Origin of the sequence: Metapseudomonas boanensis, from assembly GCF_042232855.1 — a bacterium.
Lineage (GTDB): Bacteria > Pseudomonadota > Gammaproteobacteria > Pseudomonadales > Pseudomonadaceae > Metapseudomonas > Metapseudomonas boanensis.
In genome coordinates, this window is sequence record NZ_CP113889.1 from 914,982 (window position 1) to 935,430 (window position 20,449).

Sequence of the window (20,449 nt, forward strand, 5' to 3'; positions counted from 1 at the left end):
AGCGAAGTACCGTCGGACGGATCGCCACCCGACGGAACACCGCCCGCCCCGGCCTGCTGGCGATTGCTACTCGAACAGAGCATCCAGCGCCTGTTCCAGGCGCGTCACCGCCACCACCTGAAGCCCCGGAGGCGACTCCTTCGGTGCATTGCCCTTGGGCACGATGGCGCGCTTGAAGCCGTGTTTGGCGGCTTCCTTCAAGCGTTCCTGACCACTCGGTACCGGACGCACCTCACCGGAAAGCCCTACCTCGCCAAACACCAAAACATCGTGGGGCAGCGGACGGTTGCGCAGGCTGGACATGATGGCTGCGATCAACGCCAAGTCCGACGCGGTCTCCAGCACCTTCACACCGCCCACGACATTGAGGAATACATCCTGATCGTAGGTCGGAATGCCACCATGACGGTGCAGCACAGCCAACAGCATGGCCAGGCGGTTCTGATCCAGACCCAGGGTGACCCGTCGTGGATTGGCCAGATGACTGGTGTCCACCAGCGCCTGGACCTCCACCAGCATGGGCCGGGAACCCTCCCAGGTGGCCATCACCACGCTGCCCGGCACCGATTCCTGGGCGCGGGTCAGGAAAATCGCCGATGGGTTGGACACCTCCTTGAGCCCCTTGTCGGTCATGCCGAACACGCCCAACTCATTGACTGCGCCAAAGCGGTTCTTCACGGCCCTCAGCAAGCGCAGGCGCCCGTCGGACTCACCTTCGAAATACAGCACCGTATCGACCATGTGCTCCAGCACACGGGGCCCGGCGAGCGCGCCTTCCTTGGTCACATGCCCCACCAGGAATACAGCCGTGCCGCTTTGTTTGGCGAAGCGCACCAGCAGGGCCGCGCTCTCGCGCACCTGGGCTACGCCGCCCGGGGCCGATTGCAGCTGCTCGGTGAAGATGGTCTGGATCGAGTCGATCACCATCACCTTGGGCTGCTCCATGCGCGCGGTGGCAACGATGGTCTCGATGGAGGTCTCTGTCATCACCTTGAGCTTGTCTTCCGGCAGGCCGAGCCGGCGGGCACGCATGGCGACCTGCTGCTGGGACTCTTCACCCGTGACATAAAGGGCGGGAAAGCGCGAGGCGATGTTGCAGAGTGTCTGCAGCAGGATGGTCGACTTGCCAATACCCGGATCACCGCCGATCAGCACCACCGAACCATCCACCAGGCCACCACCGAGCACCCGATCGAGCTCGTTGGAGCCAGTAGAAAAACGCGGCATTTCCTCGACGCTGACCTCAGCCAGGGTCTTGAGTTGCGCCTGCTGCCCAGCCCAGCCGGTGCGCCCGCCGGAACTCGCGGCGCCTTCCAGCACGGTTTCCACCAAGGTATTCCAGGCACCGCAATCGGCGCACTGGCCGGCCCATTTGGGAAAGGTCGCACCGCACTCGGTGCAGCCGTACATGCGCTTGGCCTTGGCCATCTGCGGACTCCGTCAAACGAAAGCCCGCATGATAGCCGGATCAGCCGCGGCAGGCGCCTCCACAACCGCAACACTTTCCTGCTGCGCGCTTGCGTAAGCGTTCCAGCTCCAACTCCAACCCTTCCCGACGCATTTCCAGGGCCCTCAAGCTCGAGCCATCCAGAGGTTCGCTCCCCGCCTCGACTCGCCGGATGCGCTGCTGCAGAAGCTCGAACTGCTGTTGCAGGCGATCCAGGTACTCGTCGGCGAGGACTTGTTCAGGAGATGCTTCGGAAGCAGGGTAAGCGCCATGCTGAGTTTGGTTGGTAGACATGAAGGACTCTCCGGACAGGTGATGACTCAGCCTATCCGGAGGCCTGACGGCGCTGATTGATATCGATCAACGCAACAGGACCATCGCCTGCGCGCAAGACCAGAGTTAACGAGTCACCCCGGGGCTGCAGTCAGCTCTGGGCGCCTTTCAGAATCTTGGCAATTTCGTCTTTCAACGCAACCCGCTGCATTTTCAAGCCATTCAGCGCAGTGTCATCCAGAGCCTGGTTACCGTCTTCGACCTCATAGATGCGTGAATCAAGCTGCTGATACTCCCCCGCCAGCCGGGCAAAGTGCGCGTCCTTCTGCAGCAGCGTGCGCATGGAGTCCTGGAAATCTGGAAACTCGCGGTTCAACGGGTGATGTTCTAGCGGCATGGCAGTGGCCCTCCTTCTGCACCATCAATCTCAGGCTAGTCCACCCAGAGAGGGCTGGAACGCAGACTGACGAAAATACCTCTTGCGGCGCGTACCCGTCCTCCAGCATTCAGAGATGGCAGCATCAGGATGCTGATTTACACTTCAGCCCAGAATCAATAAACCTCAGGGAGTGAAGCATGAAAGTACTCAGTGAATTCAAAGATTTCGCCGTCAAGGGCAATGTCGTCGATATGGCCGTCGGGATCATTATTGGTGCGGCCTTCGGCAAGATCGTCACGTCTTTCGTTGGCGACGTGATCATGCCGCCCATCGGCCTGCTGATAGGTGGGGTCGACTTCTCGGACCTGGCGATCACGCTCAAGGCCGCGGAAGGTGAAATCCCCGCAGTGGTGCTGAGTTACGGCAAGTTCATCCAGACGGTGCTGGACTTCGTCATTGTCGCTTTCGCCATCTTCATGGGCGTGAAAGCCATCAATAAGCTCAAGCGTGAAGAAGCTGCCGCGCCCGAAGCGCCGCCCGCACCGACCAAGGATCAGGAGCTGCTGAGCGAGATCCGCGACCTGCTCAAGTCACAGCAGAACAAGTAGGCCCGGGCTGCACCTTCTGCTCTGTGGGCGGGTTCATTCGCGAAGCAGGCAACACGCCTACCCTGTCAAAGCAAAAGGGCCGCTTAGCGGCCCTTTCTTCTTTCGCGAATGAATTCGGTCTCACAATGCTCAGGCAGCCTAGGACAAGGGCCTAAGCAACAACCGGTTCACCCGCCGCTCCTTAACCTCGACCACTTGTAGCTGCCAGCCGTCGAACTCCAGCGAGTCGCCGATGACGGGCAGGCGGTCCAGCAGGCTCATGGCCAGACCGGCAATGGTCTGGTAGTCATCGCTTGGCTTCCTTGAAAATCCCAACCGCTCGCCCAGTAGCGTCAGGTTCACCGCGCCGCTGACCTTCCAGCCCTCTTCGCACGGCTCGATCTCCAGACCATCCACCTCGCTGGCATCCGGCAGCTCACCGGCAATGGATTCGAGAATGTCGGTCATGGTCAGCAGGCCCTCGAAGCCGCCGAACTCATTGACGACAAACGCCACGTGGGTCGAGGCCTTGCGCATCTCTTCCAGCGCACCGAGCACCGAAGCGCTCTCGGGAAGGTTCGGCGGAACACGCAGCAGATGCTGGATATCTGGCACCTGGCCTTGCAGCAGTTCGCGCAGTAGCTCTTTCTTGTGCACATAGCCCAGCGGCTCGTCGACATCGCCGCCACGGATCACCAGCAGACGTGAGTGCGGCGCGCGCAACAGAGCGTCGTAGATGACCTCGCGCGACTCGTCCAGATCGATGCGCTCGACCTCCACACGATTGGTCATCACCGTGCGGATGGCACGATCGGCCAAGCCCAGTACGCCGCTGATCATCACCCGTTCACGGCGATCGAAGGGCACCGCTGCGCCATCGCCGCCGTCCAGCAGGTCGGCAATGTCGTCGCCAACTTCATCGGCTTCGACGCTGCGCCCGCCGAGCAGTCGTAACACGGCATGGGCCGTTCGCTCACGCAGGTCGCGGTCGCCTTGCAAGTGGCGTTTGCGACGCCAGCGCACCAGCTGGTTTGCCGCTTCGATCAGCAGCGAGAAGCCGATGGCCGCATACAGGTATCCCTTGGGAATGTGGAAGCCCAGGCCTTCGGCGGTGAGGCTGAGGCCGATCATCATCAAAAAGCCCAGGCAGAGCATGATCACGGTCGGGTGGGCATTGACGAAGGCGGTCAGTGGCTTGCTGGCCAGGATCATCAGGCCGATGGAAATCACCACGGCGATCATCATCACTTCCAGGTGCTCAACCATGCCGACCGCGGTGATCACCGCATCCAGCGAGAACACCGCGTCCAGCACCACGATCTGCGCCACCACCGGCCAGAACAACGCATAGGTGCGGCTGCCGCCCTGGACGTGAGTGCGGCCCTCCAGGCGCTCGTGCAATTCCATGGTGGCTTTGAACAGCAGGAACACACCACCGAACAGCATGATCAGGTCACGCCCCGAGAAGCTCTTGCCGAGCACCTCGAACAGCGGTTCGGTCAGCGTCACCAGCCAGGAAATGCTCGCCAGCAGGCCCAGGCGCATGAACAGCGCCAGCGACAGGCCGATCAGCCGCGCTCGGTCGCGCTGCGACGGCGGCAGCTTGTCCGCCAGGATGGCGATGAACACCAGGTTGTCGATGCCCAGCACGATCTCCAGGACAATCAGAGTCAGCAGGCCCAGCCAGGCCGTAGGGTCAGCAATCCATTCCATTTGTTCAGGCTCTCGCAGCTGTCAGGCGAGCAACAGCAAACGACACCGGCCGGCCACATTGGCCCGGGTAATTCGTCGACGTGCTTGAAGGGGATACAGCAGAGCGCTGCAGATCAGGCCGGCACTCCGAGGTGCCGGGGAGGTAGGTGGCCACACCCTTTCGGGCAGGGGGCGGCTTGCAACAATCGCTGTCCATTGGATTCCAGGTTGGGAAACGGACTGCAAAGCCTAGGTCAGAACGACTCCCGGCTTAAGCCGGGAATCTTTACCAATCATGTACGAATGGTCTCAACGCCTACGGAATAGCGGTCTTGGCTCGATGACCGAGCGGCCGTAGAGCACGCTCACACCGGCCAGTCCCTTGAGCGCATCTTCGGCGGACTTGTCCTCGCGCACGGCAAAGGCATCGAAACCACATTGGCGCATGTGGCTGAGTTGGTCACGCAGCACATCGCCTACTGCTCGCAACTCGCCACGCCAGCCCAGTCGCGTGCGCAGCAGATAGGCCTGGCTGTAGCCACGACCATCGCGAAAGCTGGGAAATTCGACGGCGATCAACGGCAACTCCTTTAGCCAGGGTCCCAAGGCTTCGACTTCGTCATCCGGCTGCACCAGCAGGCCATCGCGGCGCGTACCGTTCGTCTCCAGACGCTCGCGCCAGAGCGTCATCGGCAGGATCAACGGCCCATCAGGCCATGATCCTTGCGCCTCACGCAACAACGTCCAGTCATCCGCCACCAGGCGCGCCTGACCGTCCACCAGCTTGATCAGATTGTTCATGCCACCTCCCCGGCCTTGGCGTAAACCCGTTCCTTGAACGGCTCCAGGCCAATGCGTTGGATGGTATCGACGAAGCGTTCCTCTCCCTCGCGGTAGTCGACGAACGTCTCGACGATGCGCTCGATCACGTCCGGCACCTCGTCGGCACTGAACGAGGGACCGACCACCTTGCCCAACGCGCTGTTCATGCCCTGGGCGCCGCCCAAGGTGATCTGGTACCACTCGCTGCCGCCCTTATCCACACCCAGGATGCCGATGTTGCCGATGTGATGGTGGCCGCAGGCATTCATGCAGCCTGAAATGTTCAGGCTGAGTTCGCCGAGGTCGTGCAGGCGTTCGATATCCTCGAAACGCGCCTGGATGGCCTGGGCAATAGGGATCGACTTGGCATTGGCCAGCGAGCAGTAGTCACCGCCCGGGCAGGCGATGATGTCGGTCAGCAGGCCGATGTTCGACGTCGCCAGGCCAACGGCCCGGGCCTTCTGCCACAGCGCATGCAGATCGGCCTTGCGCACATCCGGCAGCACCAGGTTCTGCTCGTGGGCGATGCGGATTTCACCGAAACCGAAGGCATCCGCCCAGTCGGCCACCGCCTCCATCTGCTCGGCGGTCACGTCCCCCGGCGGCGACTCTGGCCCCGGCTTGGTGGACAGCACCACGGCGGCATAGCCCGGCACCTTGTGCGGCTGCAGGTTGCGCGCGGCCCAGCGAGCGAATTCGGGGGCCTCTGCCAGGCGCGTGCCATATTCCAGATCGGTGTCATGCAGCCTGGCGTAGGGTGGCGTATCGAAGCTGGCTGCCACGCGCTGGTATTCGGCCTCGGTCAGCTCGGCGGGCCCATCCTTGAGATGCTGCCACTCGGCTTCCACTTCGCGGGCGAAGGCTTCGATCCCCAGCGCCTTCACCAGAATCTTGATCCGCGCCTTGTACTTGTTGTCGCGCCGGCCATGGCGGTTGTAGACCCGCAGGATGGCTTCGACGTAGGACAGCAGATGCCGCCAGTGCAGCCCTTCACGGATCTGCAATCCGAGGATCGGCGTGCGCCCCAGGCCCCCGCCCACCATCACTCGCAGGCGCATCTCGCCAACTTCGTCGAGGTAGAGGTAAAGGCCGATATCGTGCATCTGTATTGCTGCACGGTCCTGCTCAGCAGCGCACAGGGCGATCTTGAACTTGCGCGGCAGGAACAGGAATTCCGGGTTGATGGTGGACCATTGGCGGAGGATTTCCGCCAGCGGACGCGGGTCCAGCAACTCGTCGGCAGCCACTCCGGCGAAGGCCTCGGTGGTGATGTTGCGAACGCAGTTGCCGGAAGTCTGGATGGCGTGCATTTCCACTTCGGCCAGCTGCTCGAGGATATCCGGCACCTCGGCAAGCTCGATCCAATTGAACTGGATGTTCTGCCGGGTGGTGAAGTGGCCATAGCCGCGGTCATGCTCGCGGGCGATGCGCGCCAGCGTGCGAAGCTGCGTCGACGACAGGGTTCCATAGGGAATGGCCACCCGCAGCATGTAGGCATGCTTTTGCAGGTAGAGACCGTTCTGCAGGCGCAGCGGCAGGAACTCCTCCTCGCTCAGTTCGCCACTGATGCGCCGCGCCACCTGGTCGCGGAACTGGGCGACGCGCTCGAAAACCAGGGCGCGGTCGTAGTCGTCGTAGTGATACATGCCGGGGCTCCCCGCAGGCGGGTGATGAAGAGCCGTCACTATGGCCAGCCGGGCCGTGGATAAACAGCGGCAGATCGTGCGCAAAAAAGCAGATCAGCATGCGTTTCAATTGGTCCTCATCAAACCTGGGCAGGCTCTGGGATAGCCCAGTATCTGAGATCCAAAAAGCACCACGATCTGAGTCTGTTTCGTGCGAGCCGACCTTTCTAGAGTGGCACCCCGCCTCGTTCCCTACTGAAAGGCCTGCACATGAACACCGCACTTCAGGAGCCCACCTACAACTACAAGGTGGTTCGTCAGTTCGCTCTCATGACCATCGTCTGGGGCATCGTCGGCATGGGCCTGGGCGTGTTCATCGCCGCCCAGCTAGTGTGGCCGGCGCTGAACCTCGACCTGCCCTGGACCAGCTTCGGCCGCCTGCGCCCGCTGCACACCAACCTGGTGATCTTCGCCTTTGGCGGCAGCGCGCTATTTGCCACCAGCTACTACACGGTGCAGCGCACCTGCCAGGTGCGGCTCTACTCCGATAGCCTGGCGGCCTTCACCTTCTGGGGCTGGCAGGCCCTGGTCATGATCCTGCTGATCACCCTGCCCCAGGGCCTGACCACCACCAAGGAATACGCCGAGGTGGAATTCACCGGCGCGGTGTGGATGGCCCTCGTCTGGGTTGCTTACGCAGTGGTTTTCTTCGGTACGGTGATCAAGCGCAAGACCCGGCACATCTATGTGGGCAACTGGTTCTTCGGTGCCTTTATCCTGGTCACCGCGATGCTGCACATCGTCAACCACCTGGCCATCCCGGTGAGCTGGTTCAAGTCCTACTCGGTGTACTCCGGCGCTACCGACGCCATGGTGCAGTGGTGGTATGGCCACAACGCCGTGGGCTTTTTCCTGACCACCGGCTTCCTCGGGATGATGTATTACTTCATCCCCAAGCAGGCCGGGCGCCCGGTGTATTCGTACCGGTTGTCCATCGTGCACTTCTGGGCGCTGATCACCCTGTACATCTGGGCCGGCCCGCACCACCTGCACTACACGGCCCTGCCGGACTGGGCCCAGTCCCTCGGCATGGTGATGTCGATCATCCTCCTGGCACCTAGCTGGGGCGGCATGATCAACGGCATGATGACCCTCTCAGGCGCCTGGCATAAGCTGCGCGACGACCCGATCCTGCGCTTCCTGGTGGTGTCCCTGGCCTTCTACGGCATGTCCACCTTCGAAGGCCCGATGATGGCCATCAAGACCGTCAACGCCCTCTCCCATTACACCGACTGGACCATCGGCCACGTCCATGCCGGGGCGTTGGGCTGGGTGGCGATGATCACCATCGGTTCGCTGTACCACCTGATCCCCAAGCTCTACGGCTGCGAGCGCATGCACAGCATAGGCCTGATCAACGCCCACTTCTGGCTGGCCACCATCGGTACCGTGCTGTACATCGCCTCCATGTGGGTCAACGGCATTACCCAGGGCCTGATGTGGCGCGCCGTCAACGAAGACGGCACCCTCACCTACTCCTTCGTCGAAGCACTGGAGGCCAGCCACCCGGGCTTTATGGTGCGCATGGTCGGTGGTCTGTTCTTCCTCAGCGGCATGCTGCTGATGGCCTACAACACCTGGCGCACGGTGCGGGTGGGCGTCACCGAGACCACCGAGCGGGTTCCGGGAGCAGTTCATGGATAACGGCACTACCTTTGGATTGCTGAGCCTGAGCGCGCCGCTGTTCTTCTACCTGGCGACCCAGCTCAGCCTGGGCGGCAGGAGCCAGCGCGAGCTGGACGAAGCGACCATGCTGCCCTTCGTGGACGATGACGAGGTGGCCCGACGCATGGAGCTCGCCACCGGCCGCAGCCGCACGGGGTGCAGTTGTCCGGGAAGCTGTGATGGGAGTTGTGCGAGCAGAGTTGAGATGGAGGTTTGAAACTGAACGTATTACGTAGGATGGGTAGAGCCTGCGACACCCATCAATTCGGCACCATGGGTTTCGCTCCGCTCTACCCATCCTACAAATCGTCCGCGCGCTACCAGTAGTTCTCCACCGCAACCTGCCCGGGGCGGCGGCTGAGGCTCAGGTGCATGTCCCGCTTTTTCAGTACGGCGCGGGTATCGTCGATCATCTGCGGGTTACCGCAGAGCATCACCCGCGAGTGCTCGGGCGTCAGTTCGAGGCCGGCGGCGCGCTCCAATTCGCCGTTCTCGATCAGCGTGGTGATGCGCCCGTGCAGCGCGCCGGGCACTTCCTCGCGGGTCACCACGGGGATGTAGGTAAGCTTGTCGGCAGCACCCTCCAGGTAGTCCAGTTCCTTCAATGAATGGATCAGCGACTGGTAGGCCAGTTCGGCAGCATGGCGCGCGCTGTAAACCAGCACGATGCGCTCGAAACGCTGCCACACCTCCAGGTCCTGGAGGATGGCGAGGAAGGGTGCCAGCCCGGTGCCGGTCGCCAGCAACCAGAGGTCGCGGCCATCGACGAAGCGGTCAAGGGTGAGGAAGCCGAACGCCTGCTTGTCGACCATCAGCGTGTCTCCCACCTTCAAGCGGGAAAGCTCGCTGGTGAACTCGCCGTCCGGCACCACGATCGAGAAGAACTCCAGGTGCTCGTCATAGGGGGCCGAGACCATCGAATAGGCTCGCCACACCGTGCTGCCATCGGCCTTGGTCACCCCAAGGCGCGCAAACTGCCCGGCGCGGAAGCGGAATCCGGCATCGCGGGTGGTGCGCAGGGTGAACAGGCTGGGCGTCAAGGTCTGCACATCCAGCAAGGTCTGGCGGGTGAACTTCTCTTCGCTGGCGGTCATACTCCGCTCCCATCCCTTTTCGATTCGATCCGAAGTCCGCCTCAGTGTCTCGCAAAGCGGCCTTCAGAAACACCGCCGGTTCTTATGCCTATATTCGCTACGCCTTTTGCCCAACTCGAACTACTGCGCCAGCCCGAGCAGCAGGATGATCCGCTGCAGGCCTTCGATGCCGCCGACGAATACCTGCTCAACCACCTGCATGAGCAAGGTCTGGCCGCCGATACCCGCGTCCTGGTACTGAACGACAGCTTCGGTGCCTTGGCCGCCAGCCTGGCCTCCTGTGCACAGGTCACCAGCAGCGGCGATTCGCATCTGGGCTGCATCGCCCTGCAACGCAACTTGGCGCGCAACGGCCTGGCCGATTCGGCAGTCCGCTTCGTGCCGGCCAGCGACAGGGTCCACGGCCCCTTCGACCGGGTGCTGATCCGCGTCCCCAAGACCCTGGCCCTGCTGGAGGAACAACTGATCCGCCTGCACGGCCAACTGGCTCCGGACGCCACGGTAGTGGCTGCCGGCATGGTCAAGCACCTGCCCCATGCGGCGGGTGACCTGCTGGAGAAATACATCGGCCCGATGCAGCCGTCACTGGCGGTGAAGAAGGCCCGCCTGCTGATTGCCACGCCTGTGGATAAACCCGCTGTAGCCTCGCCCTACCCGACCCGCTACGAGCTGGACCAGCCGCGTCTGATGCTGATCAACCACGCCAACGTGTTCTGCCGCGAAGGCCTGGACATCGGCACCCGCGCCTTTCTCCCGCACTTGCCGCGCAGTCTGGGCGCACTGAAGGTGGCTGACCTTGGCTGCGGCAACGGCGTGCTGGGTATCGCCTACGCCCTGGCCAACCCGCAAGCCGAACTGACCCTGGTGGACGAGTCCTATATGGCCGTGCAATCGGCGCGGGAAAACTGGCAAGCGGCCTTGGGCGAGCGCCCCGCAGATATCCGTGCCGGCGACGGTTTGGCCGAGCAGCCGGCGGATTCGCTGGACCTGGTGCTGTGCAACCCGCCCTTCCACCAGCAGCAGGTGGTGGGCGACTTCCTCGCCTGGCGGATGTTCGTGCAGGCGCGCAATGCGCTGGTAAAAGGCGGCGAGTTGTGGATAGTCGGTAACCGCCACCTGGGCTACCACGCCAAGCTCAAGCGCCTGTTCCGAGGTGTGGAACAGGTGGCGGCGACGCCGAAGTTCGTGGTGCTGAAAGCGAGCAGATAACTCTGCTCCAGGTCTGGCTTCCCTCACCTCAGCCTTCTCCCAGAGGGAGAGGGCTGTTGAATGTGGTGGTTCAGGATGCCGCTCGGACGCCTCTCAGTGCGTACTCAACCCCGCCGCTGTCATGAACATCCGCAGCAGGTAAGACACCGCCCCCAGTGCCAGCACGCTGGCGGTCCAGATGCCCAGCAGCCAGGCCAGGCGCTGCCACAGGGGCTTTTTCTCCGGTTTATCCACAAGCTGCACCTCAGTGGTAGCCATCTTCCTGCCTCACTTTCCCGCGGAATACGTAGTAGCTCCAAGCCGTGTACATCAGGATGAACGGGATGATGAACAGCGCCCCAACCAGGATGAAGCCCTGGCTTTGCGGCGGTGCGGCGGCATCCCAGATGGAAACGGCCGGGGGGATCACGTTCGGCCAGAGGCTGATGCCCAGGCCGCTATAGCCAAGGAAGATCAGCACCAGCGTCAGGATGAAGGGCGCGTGATGGGCATTGTTCGCCACCGCGCGCAGCAGCGCCCAGGTGCACACCAGCACCAGGATCGGCACCGGCATGAACCAGAACAGGTTCGGCAGGCTGAACCAGCGCTCGGCAATTTCCGCGTGGGCCAGCGGCGTCCAGATGCTGACGATGCCAGTAATCCCCAGCATCACCAGCACCAGCGGCCGCGCCAGGTCGTGCATCTGCTGCTGCAGGCGACCTTCGGTCTTCATGATCAGCCAGGTGCAGCCGAGCAGCGCATAGGCGGCAATCAGGCCCAGGCCGCAGAACAGCGGGAAGGGCGCCAGCCAGTCCAGCGAACCGCCGGCAAAGGCGCGGTTCGCCACTGGGATACCCTCGATGTAGGCGCCCAGCGCAACACCCTGGAAGAAAGTGGCAGCAATGGAGCCGCCGATGAACGCCTTGTCCCACAAGTGACGCTTGGCAGGCTTGGCCTTGAAGCGGAACTCGAAGGCCACACCACGGAAGATCAGCCCGAGCAGCATCAGAATCAGCGGCAGGTAGAGCGCACTCAGCACCACCGAGTAGGCCAGCGGGAAAGCGCCGAACAGCGCCGCCCCGCCCAGCACCAGCCAGGTCTCGTTGCCGTCCCATACCGGCGCCACGGTGTTCATCATCACATCGCGTTCGCCATCGTCCTTGACGAAAGGAAAGAGGATGCCGATCCCCAGGTCAAAGCCATCCATTACCACGTACATCATCACGCCGAAGACGATGATGATCGCCCAGATCAGCGAAAGGTCGACGCCCATGGTTCAGCTCCTCGGCTCGGTTACAGCGTTGTCATCGTCGTCCATACCCTCTTCGGTAGCCGAGAGCGGACGGGCAGGCGTGCGTTGTTGGCCAGGGCCGCCAATGCCCTGCTCCTTGCCTTCATGGGTGACCGGCCCCTTGCGCACCAGGCGCATCATGTAGCCCAGCCCTGCGCCGAAGAGGACGAAATACACCACCACGAAGGTGACCAGGGTCAGGCTCATCTGCGCCACACTGTGATTGGATACCGCGTCGGTGGTGCGCATCAGGCCGTACACGACCCAGGGCTGACGGCCCACCTCGGTGGTGAACCAGCCGGCGAGAATGGCGACCAGCCCAGACGGCCCCATCCACAGGCACAGGTAGAGGAACGGTCGCGACTGGAACATTCCGCCGCGCCAGCGCAGCCAGAGACTCCAGACGCCGGCCAGGATCATCAGCATGCCGAGGGCGACCATGATGCGGAACGACCAGAACACTACGGTGGAGTTGGGTCGGTCTTCCTTCGGGAACTCCTTGAGCGCCGGCACCTGCTTATCCAGGCTGTGGGTCAGGATCAGGCTGCCGAGATAGGGGATTTCCACCTTGAAGCGGGTTTCCTCTCGCTCCATGTCGGGCCAGCCGAAGAGGATCAGCGGAGTCGCCTCGCCGTGACTATTGTCCCAGTGCCCTTCCATCGCGGCGATCTTCGCCGGCTGGTGCTTTAGGGTGTTGAGCCCGTGCAGGTCGCCGATGAAGGCCTGCACCGGCGCTACCAGCAGGGCCATCCACATGGCCATCGAGAGCATCTTGCGGATTGCCGGATTGTCGCGGCCGCGCAGCAGGTGCCAGGCCGCCGAGGCACCGACGAAGAAGGCGGTGGCGAGGAAGGCGGCAGTGGCCATATGCAGCAGACGATAGGGGAAGGACGGGTTGAAGATCACCGCCAGCCAGTCCACCGGCACCACGCGGCCATCGATGATTTCAAAACCTTGTGGCGTCTGCATCCAGCTGTTGGAGGCGAGGATCCAGAAGGTCGAGATAATGGTGCCGATTGCCACCATCACTGTGGAGAAGAAGTGCAGGCCCGGCCCCACACGGTTCCAGCCGAACAGCATGACGCCCAGGAAGCCCGCCTCGAGGAAGAAGGCGGTGAGCACCTCGTAGGTCAGCAAAGGCCCGGTCACGGCACCGGCGAAATCGGAGAAGGCGCTCCAGTTAGTGCCGAACTGGTAAGCCATCACCAGGCCGGAAACCACGCCCATGCCGAAGTTGACCGCGAATATCTTCGACCAGAAGTGGTAGAGGTCGCGATAGACCTCCTGCCGGGTCTTCAGCCAGAGACCTTCCAGCACGGCCAGGTAGCTCGCCAGGCCAATGGTGATGGCCGGAAAGATGATGTGGAAGGACACGGTGAACGCGAACTGCATTCGGGCGAGATCGAGCGCCTCCGATCCGAACATGGCGAATCCTCTATCAGGTGGTACAGGGCACGCGGGCATGCCAGTCATCCCGTGATGGGTGCTGCGCATGCTGGAATTGTTGTTGTGCAGGGCAACTGTGAATCAGCGTGAGGCCAAATGGGCCCTTCACAAAACCAGGAGAAAGGTTTTGACGCGGATCAAGCAGCTAAGAGATTAGCGGGTCACAGAGAAAAGGAATCTGTGGTCCGTTGCCGCGCGACAGGTTGCCGCAACCTCAGGCCACACCAACGCGGGGGCCACCCCCGTATCCGTCACCCCCGCCTCTCTCCCTGAAGCGAAGAGGAGCCGCGGGCAAGGGCAGCGGGCATATCCACATCCCGCAGCACACCCGGATCATCCACTTCGACCGACACCCAGGCCGCACGATGAGCCTGCAGCACCGCACGCGCGCCCTCATCACCGACAAGCGCCTGAAGTTCCGGCCAGAACACCCGCCCGAACAGCACCGGGTGCCCGCGCTGGCCCTGGTACAGCGGAAACACGATATGCCCCGCCCCGGCCTTTTCCACCAACGCCCGCAGGCTGGCCTCGGCAAGCCAGGGCATGTCCCCGAGCAGGACGGCGATGGCGTCGGCCGGACCTGTGGATAACGCTCCGACTCCCGCCGCCAGGCTATGGCCCATGCCTTGCCTAGCTTCGACACAGCGAATAACCGGGCAACTGGCCGGCAGCCCAAGGGCTGCGGGATCATCCTCCGGCCGCAGAACCACGTGGACATCGCCGAACACCGCCCGTGCACGATCCAGACTGGCTCGCAGCAAGGTGCGGTCATCAGGCAGGCGGGCAATGCGCTTGTCGCTACCGAAGCGGGAGCCGAAGCCGGCGGCGAGGATCAGGGCGGTGACGGTAGGCATGGGTCAACTCCGGATTGCCATTGCGGACTCGAACACTGTGGGGGTGGGTTCATTCGCTGAGAGGCCAGCGCAGCCGGCCCCTCGGAAATTGCAGGACAGACCTGCCGTCTGCCTGGCGAATGAATTCGCCCCCACAAGAAAAAGCAAAGCCAGGCAACAGGCCTCAAAGCCTTTCCCGGGCAATCCCATTACGCACCCGCAGGATATCCGCGAGCACGGCGAGGGCGATCTCCGCTGGAGTCTTGCTCCCCAGATTGAGACCGATGGGGGCGATGATGCGGTCAATCTCCGCTTCGCTCAGGCCGCCAACCCGGCGCAGGCGCTCCAGGCGCTTGGCGCTGGTGGCCATGGAGCCCATCACCCCGATGTAGAACGCCTCGGTACGAACGGCTTCGATCATCGCCAGGTCGTCGATGCGCGGATCGTGGGTCAGGGCGACCACGGCAGTGTCGGCATGGCAGCCGCCCTGGCGGATGAATTCCGACGGCAGCTCGCGGCGAATCTCCACGCCGGGCAGCTCCACACCCTGCAACGCCTCCTCGCGCGGGTCGCACAGCACCACCTCGAAGCCCAGGCTGCGGCCGAACTCGGCGCATACCTGGGCCACGGTGGAATAGCCCGCCAGCAGCAGGCGCTGGGCAGCGCCAACGCGAAGGCGCAGGTAATCTCCCGTGCGCTCCACCCTGGGGCCTTGCTCGACGTCCGGCAGCAGGCGACGAGTCCCGCTGGGCAGCGCCACCTCACGGATCAGCCGGCGTTGTCCGGCGAGAGCACCCTCCAGCTCGCGCAGGTGCGCCTGGACGTCGCAGTCGGCCGGCAGATTCTCCACCAGTACTTCGAGGATGCCGCCACAGGGCAGGCGGATCTGCGAGTTCTCGTCGCTGCCATCGCCATAGCGCACCACCTGGGTCGGCTCGGGAAAAGCGCCGGAGCTCAGGCGTTCCAGAAAATCATCTTCCACGCAGCCGCCGGACAACGAGCCGATCCAGTGTCCATCCGCAGTGGCCGCCAGCAGCGAGCCCGGCGCGCGAGGCGCCGAGCCGTAGGTGCCGAGGACCGTACATAGCCACACACGCCGGCCGGCAGCGGACCACTCCAAAGCCTTGCGCAGCACCAGCAGGTCAAGGTGTTGCATCAGCCGTCATTCCCCATTAATGAGCCTGTTCGCTGCGCAGTTGCGCGACGTGCGCCGGGCTCACGTCGGCGTCCAGGCCACCCCAGGTCTGGCGCAGGTAATTGAGCAGGTCGCGCATCTGGTCGTCGTCGAGTTTATCCATGAAACCGGGCATCGGCTGCATCCGCTCAAAGCCGGTGAACTGCTGCTCGCGGATGCCATCGTCGATCACCCGCAGCAGGTTACGCGAATCCGCCAGGCGCAGGGTGGTGTTACCGTCCATCGCCACCGCCACATGGGGCACGCCCTCCCCCGCCGCGCCGTGGCAGCCGGCACAGAGGTTGAGGTAATGCTGACGCCCGTTGCGCGCACTGTCGGCCAGCCGCGCCTCGGCCACTGCCTCGATCTTGCGCGGTGCCGGTGGATTCTCACCGAGCAGGTAGGTGGCCATGGCGCGGTGGTCGTCCTGCGGCAGGTACTGGGTGCTGTGGTGCAGCACCGGGTACATCTCGTTGAACACCGAGCCCTGGGCGCTGATGCCGTGCTTGAGGAAGGTCGCCAGATCATCGGTGCTCCAGCCACGCGCGGCGAGGTCGTCCGCCAGCAGGCTGGGGGCCTCGTAGCCCAGCACCACGCCGCCGGTCAGGCGCAGGTCCTGTTGTAACGCGCCAACGGCGTTGCGTGGGGTGTGGCACTCGCCGCAGTGGCCAAGCACTTCCACCAGGTACTGGCCGCGCTGCCACTCCTCGCCCTTACCGTCGGCCGGCTGCAGCTGCACCCGATTCTTGTAGAGCATGTTCCAGAAGGCCATGCCGAAGCGGATGTTGAAGGGGAAGGCCAGGTCGGTCTGCGGGCTCGGTTTGGCGACGGGCTCGAGGCTCATCAGGTAGGCGTAGATGGCGTCCGAGTCCTCCCGTTTCAGCAGGTGGTAGGAGGTGTAGGGCATGGCCGGATAGAGCTTGCTACCGTCCGGTTTCTCACCCTGGGTCACCGCCTTATAGAAGTCATCGGCGCTGTAGTGGCCGATGCCGTGCGTCTTGTCCGGGGTGATATTGGTGCCATAGATGGTGCCGAACGGCGATACCAGCGGCAATCCGCCGGCGTACTCGGCGCCGCCCTCGATGCTGTGGCAAGCCACGCAGTCGGCGGCACGGGCCAGGTACTGGCCGCGCTCGATCAGGGCCTTGTCGGCAGCCTGTGCAGCCAGTGGCAGGAACAGGGCTGCGAGGAGAAACGCGCGCATCCTCAACCCTCCTTGACCAGGCCGAGGCCTTCGACCACATCGCGCGCAGCGCTGTAGTAGCGAACGTATCCGGTGCAGCGACAGATGTGATTGCCGAGGGCGTTTTCGATCTCCCCTTGCAGTTCGCTGCGCTTGACCGGCTGGCGCTGAAGCTTCTCCACCAGCACCGTGGCGGCGTTGACATAGCCGGGCGTGCAGTAGCTGCACTGGAAGGCGAACTGGTCGATGAACTTCTGCTGGATCGGGTTCAGTTCACTGACCTCGCCCTTGGCATCACGCTTGGCGTGGCCTTCGATGGTGCGAACCTTCTTGCCGTCGAAGAAATGCGCGCCGGTGATGCAGGTACGGATTTCCTCGCTGGTGCCATCGGCCTTGTCGAGGATCGCCACGCAGGCATGGCACACGCCCTGGCCGCAGCCCAGTCGCGAGCCGGTGAGGTTCAGGTACTCGTGGAGGAACTCGATCATCATCAGGTCGTCATCGACCTCGAGGGGACCAACGGCCTGGCCGTTGATAGTCATGCTCAGGGCGCGCTTAGCCATGGAGGGCCTCCTTGATGCGGGCCGGGGTAAGGGGGAGGTCACGCAAGCGCTTGCCGGTGGCGTGGGCCACCGCGTTCACGATGGCGCCGACCACGGGAATCATCACCACCTCGGCGATGCCCTTGGCAGGGTCACTGGGCGACAGCGGCGGGAGGATCTCGGCGGTCTGGGTCCAGACTGCGCAGTCCTTGGCGCGGGGCAGCTGGTAACGGTTGAAGTTCCAGGTGCCTTCACCCGGCCCGCCCTCGTAGAGCGGCATTTCTTCCAACAGCGCGTGGCCTATGCCCATGGCGATGCCGCCTTCAAGCTGGCCACGCACCAGTTCGGGCACGATGACCCGCCCGCACTCCAGCCAGGAGTGGTGGTTGATCACCCGCGCCTCGCCACTGCCCTTGTTGACCTTGACCTCCACCAGAGTGGCGACCGGGCTGTAGTAGGTGACCATGGCATTGTTGAGCTGGGTCGGCGGATAGGTCACCGACAGGCGGTCCAGCAGGTGGAAGCCGTGGTGGTTCATGTTCGCCTTCTTCGCCGCAGGGGCACCGTCGCCGTACTTCACGGCCAAGGCATCCAGCGGCACGCGCTCGCGGCGACCGTCGATCTCGAACTCGCCCTCGGCCCAGGCCCAGCGGTTGAAGCCGTGCACGCTGACGCCGGTAACCAGGCCCAGTTCATGGGCCTTGTGCGCCAGCAGCTCGAAGGGAATCGGCGGCAGGCCGTTGGCGGTCAGCTTGCCCTCGACCCAGTGAGCGTCCTCGCGGCGCACCACATAAGGGTTGGCCAGGCCACCGAACTCGCCACGACCCCAGATGCTCAACGCCGCCGGCCACAGGCCGTGGTTGAACAGGATGCGCGCCGCCTCGCGGGTGCCGTGGCCGGAGTAGTAGGCCGAGTTGGTCGCCGACGAGGGCGAAGCCAGCTTGCCGACCCAGCGCGGGTTCTTCAGCGCGGCGTCCTGCTCGGCCTGGCTGATCAGGTAGGGGTTGCCGCTGCTGGTCAGCGCCAGCTCGGCCCATTCGGTTTCGCCGGTGCGGATCTCGTCGGCCGGGTGGCCCAGGTAATCAGCCACCAGCAGCGCCTGAGCGGTGGCCATGCCGGTGCCCATGTCGATGGCGATCTGCCGCAGCTTCACACGGCCCTCGGCGGTGAACTCCAGGCTGGCCATGGGCGCTTCCGAGCCGGTGCCGAAGTCCTTCTGGCAGATGGCAAAGCCCACCCCATAGAGGTGATCCGGGTCCTGCGCTTCGACCTGCTGCTTGCGGGCGTCGCGGTTCTTCCAGACTTCGTGCTGGGCCGCCTTGTCGAGGATTTCGTCCAGGCGCAGGGCGCCAGCCGGGATTGCGCCCTGGGTGTTCTTCATGCCGGACTTGAACACGTTCTTCTTGCGCAGCTCGATGGCGTCGACGCCCAGACGCGCGGCCACTTCATCCACCATCATCTCGGTGGCAGCCATGGTCTGTAGCGTGCCGTAACCGCGCATGGAACCGGCCTCGACAGCGCGTGAATGGTAAGCCGTTGCAGCCAGGTCGCTCTGCGGCAGGTAGTAGATCGACTGCGCGGCGGTCGCGCCCACGGCGGCGACCGAGGGGCTGTAGTTGATGCGGCCGCCACCGTCGACATCCATGTGAGCGCGGAAAATCTGGAAGCTCTGGTCGTCCTTTTTCACCGCCAGTTGGTAGTGCATGTCGAAGGGGTGACGCTTGATACCGCTCTGGAACTGCTCGTAACGGTCATTGGCCAGGCGCACCGGCACACCATCGCCGTACATGGCCGCCAACGCCGCGTAGAAGACGAAGATATTGTTGTCCTTGGAGCCGTAGCCCACGGTGTAACCGGGATGCATATTCAACCTGCTGACCTGGAAGCGCGACGGCGCCAGCATGTGTGCGGTCTGCTCGGCGACTTCGAACGGGCATTGGGTGGCGACGACGAAATGCAGGGTGCCGCTGGCCTTGTCATACCAGCCGTTGCCGTTGTCCGCTTCCAGCGCGGCGGGCTCGATGGACTGAGTGGTGAAACGCTCGTCGAAGACCATCCAGCCTTCGGGCGGGTTTTCCAGCTGCAGCTTCATCTGCTCGGCGTGGAACAGGCCCTGGGCGGTGAGGTCGCCTGTCGGATTGCCTTGGCCCCATATCGGCTTGCGCTCGCGGATCAACGGAAACAGCATGCTGTCCTTCAGGCTGGAGAAGGTATCCGGCTCGAAGGGCGTGGTGCCGCCAACTCGCACGAAACGGAAGCTGCCGTATGGGTCGCGCTGGAACAGCGGCGCCTTTTCGCCATACCGGATCACCTTGTCATTGAACTTGAGGACGTTCTTCGCCCGGCGGTAGCGGTCGAAATCCTTCCAGATCAGCAGCGCCACCGGATGGCCGATGAACATCGGCACCTGGCCTTCCGGCAGCAGCGGGTCGGGGCTATGGCCTTCGGGGAAGGCGATGCCGTCACGCGCCAGGTCCTGCGCGGTCACCACGCGATCGGGTGCAAGCTCATCGCCAAGCATGGACAGGTCGAAACCCTGGTAAAGCTGGTCCGCACGGGTCGCCTTCAACAGCAGGGCATGGCCCTGGCGCTGTGGCCAGCCGGGCATGTCCTTGGCGCGGATGTCGCGGGCGAACACCTTGCCGCCGCAGACCTTGCTGACTCCGTCGATACGTCCACGCGCCTGGCCACCGGCGGTGTACCAGGGTTGCGGCGTGCGCGTAACCTGCGCCTCGAACAGCGCGGCGAAGGCCTTGCTGCCGAGAGGTGCCAGGGTGATGCCGATACCGGCGACGACGCTGCCTTGCAGGAAGGCGCGGCGAGAGAGCTCAGGAGTGGACATGCCCGTTCCTCATGGGCCGGACGTCGCCGGCCCCATTCTCAATGCAATAAACGGTGGTCGGCCCTTCACCTGGGAAGGGCCGTCATAAGAGTAGCCGGGGAGAAACCTGACTTTAAGGTCAAATATTAGCGAAGTCGTCGACTCAGACAAAGCAAAAACTGCCTGAATGGTCAGAAAAATACTCGACAACTGCGAGCCTGCCCGACGCCGCTTCCCGGTGATCGAACGCTTTATCCGCCAAATGCAACCGCATGTTTCCGAGGTCGTGCTAGGCTCCGCAACCGATAGCAGCCTACGCATTTTCCG

Annotated in this window: 19 protein-coding genes; 4 read left to right on the forward strand and 15 right to left on the reverse strand. The window is 63.5% G+C overall.

Going from position 1 to position 20,449, the window contains the following annotated elements; translation table 11 throughout:
• Positions 1–66: 66 nt before the first annotated feature.
• From radA to OXH74_RS04260, 3 genes are all read right to left on the reverse strand, one after another.
• Positions 67–1,428, reverse strand: a complete 1,362-nt coding sequence (radA, locus tag OXH74_RS04250; RefSeq protein ID WP_215380323.1) for a DNA repair protein RadA — start codon at positions 1,426–1,428, stop codon at positions 67–69.
• A 40-nt stretch (positions 1,429–1,468) separates the two neighbouring features.
• The gene (locus OXH74_RS04255) at positions 1,469–1,741 is read right to left on the reverse strand and encodes a hypothetical protein (protein ID WP_375740197.1); all 273 of its coding nucleotides are present in this window, start codon (positions 1,739–1,741) and stop codon (positions 1,469–1,471) included.
• 130 nt (positions 1,742–1,871) lie between these two features.
• Entirely contained in the window at positions 1,872–2,117 is a 246-nt protein-coding gene (locus OXH74_RS04260; RefSeq protein WP_375740198.1) for a YdcH family protein, read from the reverse strand.
• A 179-nt stretch (positions 2,118–2,296) separates the two neighbouring features.
• On the opposite strand from OXH74_RS04260, the gene mscL reads away from it, so the two are divergent.
• Positions 2,297–2,707, forward strand: coding sequence for a large-conductance mechanosensitive channel protein MscL (gene mscL / locus OXH74_RS04265; protein ID WP_215380333.1), 411 nt, complete (start codon positions 2,297–2,299; stop codon positions 2,705–2,707).
• 138 nt (positions 2,708–2,845) lie between these two features.
• Here mscL and OXH74_RS04270 read toward each other — a convergent pair whose 3' ends face one another.
• The 3 genes from OXH74_RS04270 to OXH74_RS04280 all read right to left on the reverse strand — a co-directional run bounded on the left by OXH74_RS04270 (position 2,846) and on the right by OXH74_RS04280 (position 6,846).
• The gene (locus tag OXH74_RS04270; RefSeq protein WP_375740199.1) at positions 2,846–4,399 is read right to left on the reverse strand and encodes a TerC family protein; all 1,554 of its coding nucleotides are present in this window, start codon (positions 4,397–4,399) and stop codon (positions 2,846–2,848) included.
• Positions 4,400–4,687: 288 nt separating this feature from the next.
• Entirely contained in the window at positions 4,688–5,179 is a 492-nt protein-coding gene (locus OXH74_RS04275; protein ID WP_375740200.1) for a DUF934 domain-containing protein, read from the reverse strand.
• Positions 5,176–6,846 carry a nitrite/sulfite reductase gene (locus OXH74_RS04280; RefSeq protein WP_375740201.1) on the reverse strand — a complete coding sequence of 557 codons (1,671 nt, stop codon included), beginning with the start codon at positions 6,844–6,846 and terminating at the stop codon, positions 5,176–5,178. Before OXH74_RS04280 ends, OXH74_RS04275 begins: the two co-directional genes overlap by 4 nt.
• 249 nt (positions 6,847–7,095) lie before the next feature.
• Between OXH74_RS04280 and ccoN the strand changes: the two genes are divergently transcribed.
• Both ccoN and OXH74_RS04290 read left to right on the forward strand, forming a co-directional pair.
• Positions 7,096–8,529: a cytochrome-c oxidase, cbb3-type subunit I gene (gene ccoN / locus OXH74_RS04285; protein ID WP_375740202.1), complete on the forward strand. Its 1,434-nt coding sequence runs from the start codon at positions 7,096–7,098 to the stop codon at positions 8,527–8,529.
• Positions 8,522–8,767: a cbb3-type cytochrome c oxidase subunit 3 gene (locus OXH74_RS04290; RefSeq protein ID WP_375740203.1), complete on the forward strand. Its 246-nt coding sequence runs from the start codon at positions 8,522–8,524 to the stop codon at positions 8,765–8,767. Before ccoN ends, OXH74_RS04290 begins: the two co-directional genes overlap by 8 nt.
• A gap of 100 nt (positions 8,768–8,867) precedes the next feature.
• Here OXH74_RS04290 and OXH74_RS04295 read toward each other — a convergent pair whose 3' ends face one another.
• Complete coding sequence (locus OXH74_RS04295) at positions 8,868–9,644, reverse strand: ferredoxin--NADP reductase (protein WP_215380350.1); 777 nt, start codon at positions 9,642–9,644, stop codon at positions 8,868–8,870.
• 84 nt (positions 9,645–9,728) lie between these two features.
• Between OXH74_RS04295 and OXH74_RS04300 the strand changes: the two genes are divergently transcribed.
• Positions 9,729–10,853, forward strand: a complete 1,125-nt coding sequence (locus OXH74_RS04300) for a methyltransferase (RefSeq protein ID WP_375740204.1) — start codon at positions 9,729–9,731, stop codon at positions 10,851–10,853.
• Between the two features lie 93 nt (positions 10,854–10,946).
• On the opposite strand, the gene OXH74_RS04305 is transcribed toward OXH74_RS04300, so the two are convergent.
• From OXH74_RS04305 to OXH74_RS04340, 8 genes are all read right to left on the reverse strand, one after another.
• Positions 10,947–11,111 (reverse strand): DUF2474 domain-containing protein, encoded by a 165-nt coding sequence (locus OXH74_RS04305; protein ID WP_375740205.1) that lies wholly within the window; start codon positions 11,109–11,111, stop codon positions 10,947–10,949.
• Positions 11,098–12,105 (reverse strand): cytochrome d ubiquinol oxidase subunit II, encoded by a 1,008-nt coding sequence (cydB, locus tag OXH74_RS04310; RefSeq protein WP_375740206.1) that lies wholly within the window; start codon positions 12,103–12,105, stop codon positions 11,098–11,100. Before cydB ends, OXH74_RS04305 begins: the two co-directional genes overlap by 14 nt.
• A 3-nt stretch (positions 12,106–12,108) precedes the next feature.
• On the reverse strand, positions 12,109–13,548 hold the full coding sequence (locus tag OXH74_RS04315; protein ID WP_375740207.1) for a cytochrome ubiquinol oxidase subunit I: 1,440 nt from the start codon (positions 13,546–13,548) through the stop codon (positions 12,109–12,111).
• Positions 13,549–13,820: 272 nt separating this feature from the next.
• Complete coding sequence (locus OXH74_RS04320; RefSeq protein WP_375740208.1) at positions 13,821–14,423, reverse strand: NTP transferase domain-containing protein; 603 nt, start codon at positions 14,421–14,423, stop codon at positions 13,821–13,823.
• A gap of 163 nt (positions 14,424–14,586) precedes the next feature.
• Positions 14,587–15,558, reverse strand: a complete 972-nt coding sequence (locus tag OXH74_RS04325) for an XdhC family protein (RefSeq protein ID WP_375740209.1) — start codon at positions 15,556–15,558, stop codon at positions 14,587–14,589.
• 16 nt (positions 15,559–15,574) lie between these two features.
• A complete protein-coding gene (locus OXH74_RS04330; RefSeq protein WP_375740210.1) occupies positions 15,575–16,780 on the reverse strand; it encodes a cytochrome c in 1,206 nt (401 codons plus the stop codon).
• 2 nt (positions 16,781–16,782) lie between these two features.
• Positions 16,783–17,322, reverse strand: a complete 540-nt coding sequence (locus OXH74_RS04335) for a (2Fe-2S)-binding protein (RefSeq protein WP_375740211.1) — start codon at positions 17,320–17,322, stop codon at positions 16,783–16,785.
• A complete protein-coding gene (locus tag OXH74_RS04340; RefSeq protein WP_375740212.1) occupies positions 17,315–20,143 on the reverse strand; it encodes a xanthine dehydrogenase family protein molybdopterin-binding subunit in 2,829 nt (942 codons plus the stop codon). Before OXH74_RS04340 ends, OXH74_RS04335 begins: the two co-directional genes overlap by 8 nt.
• Positions 20,144–20,449: the final 306 nt, after the last annotated feature.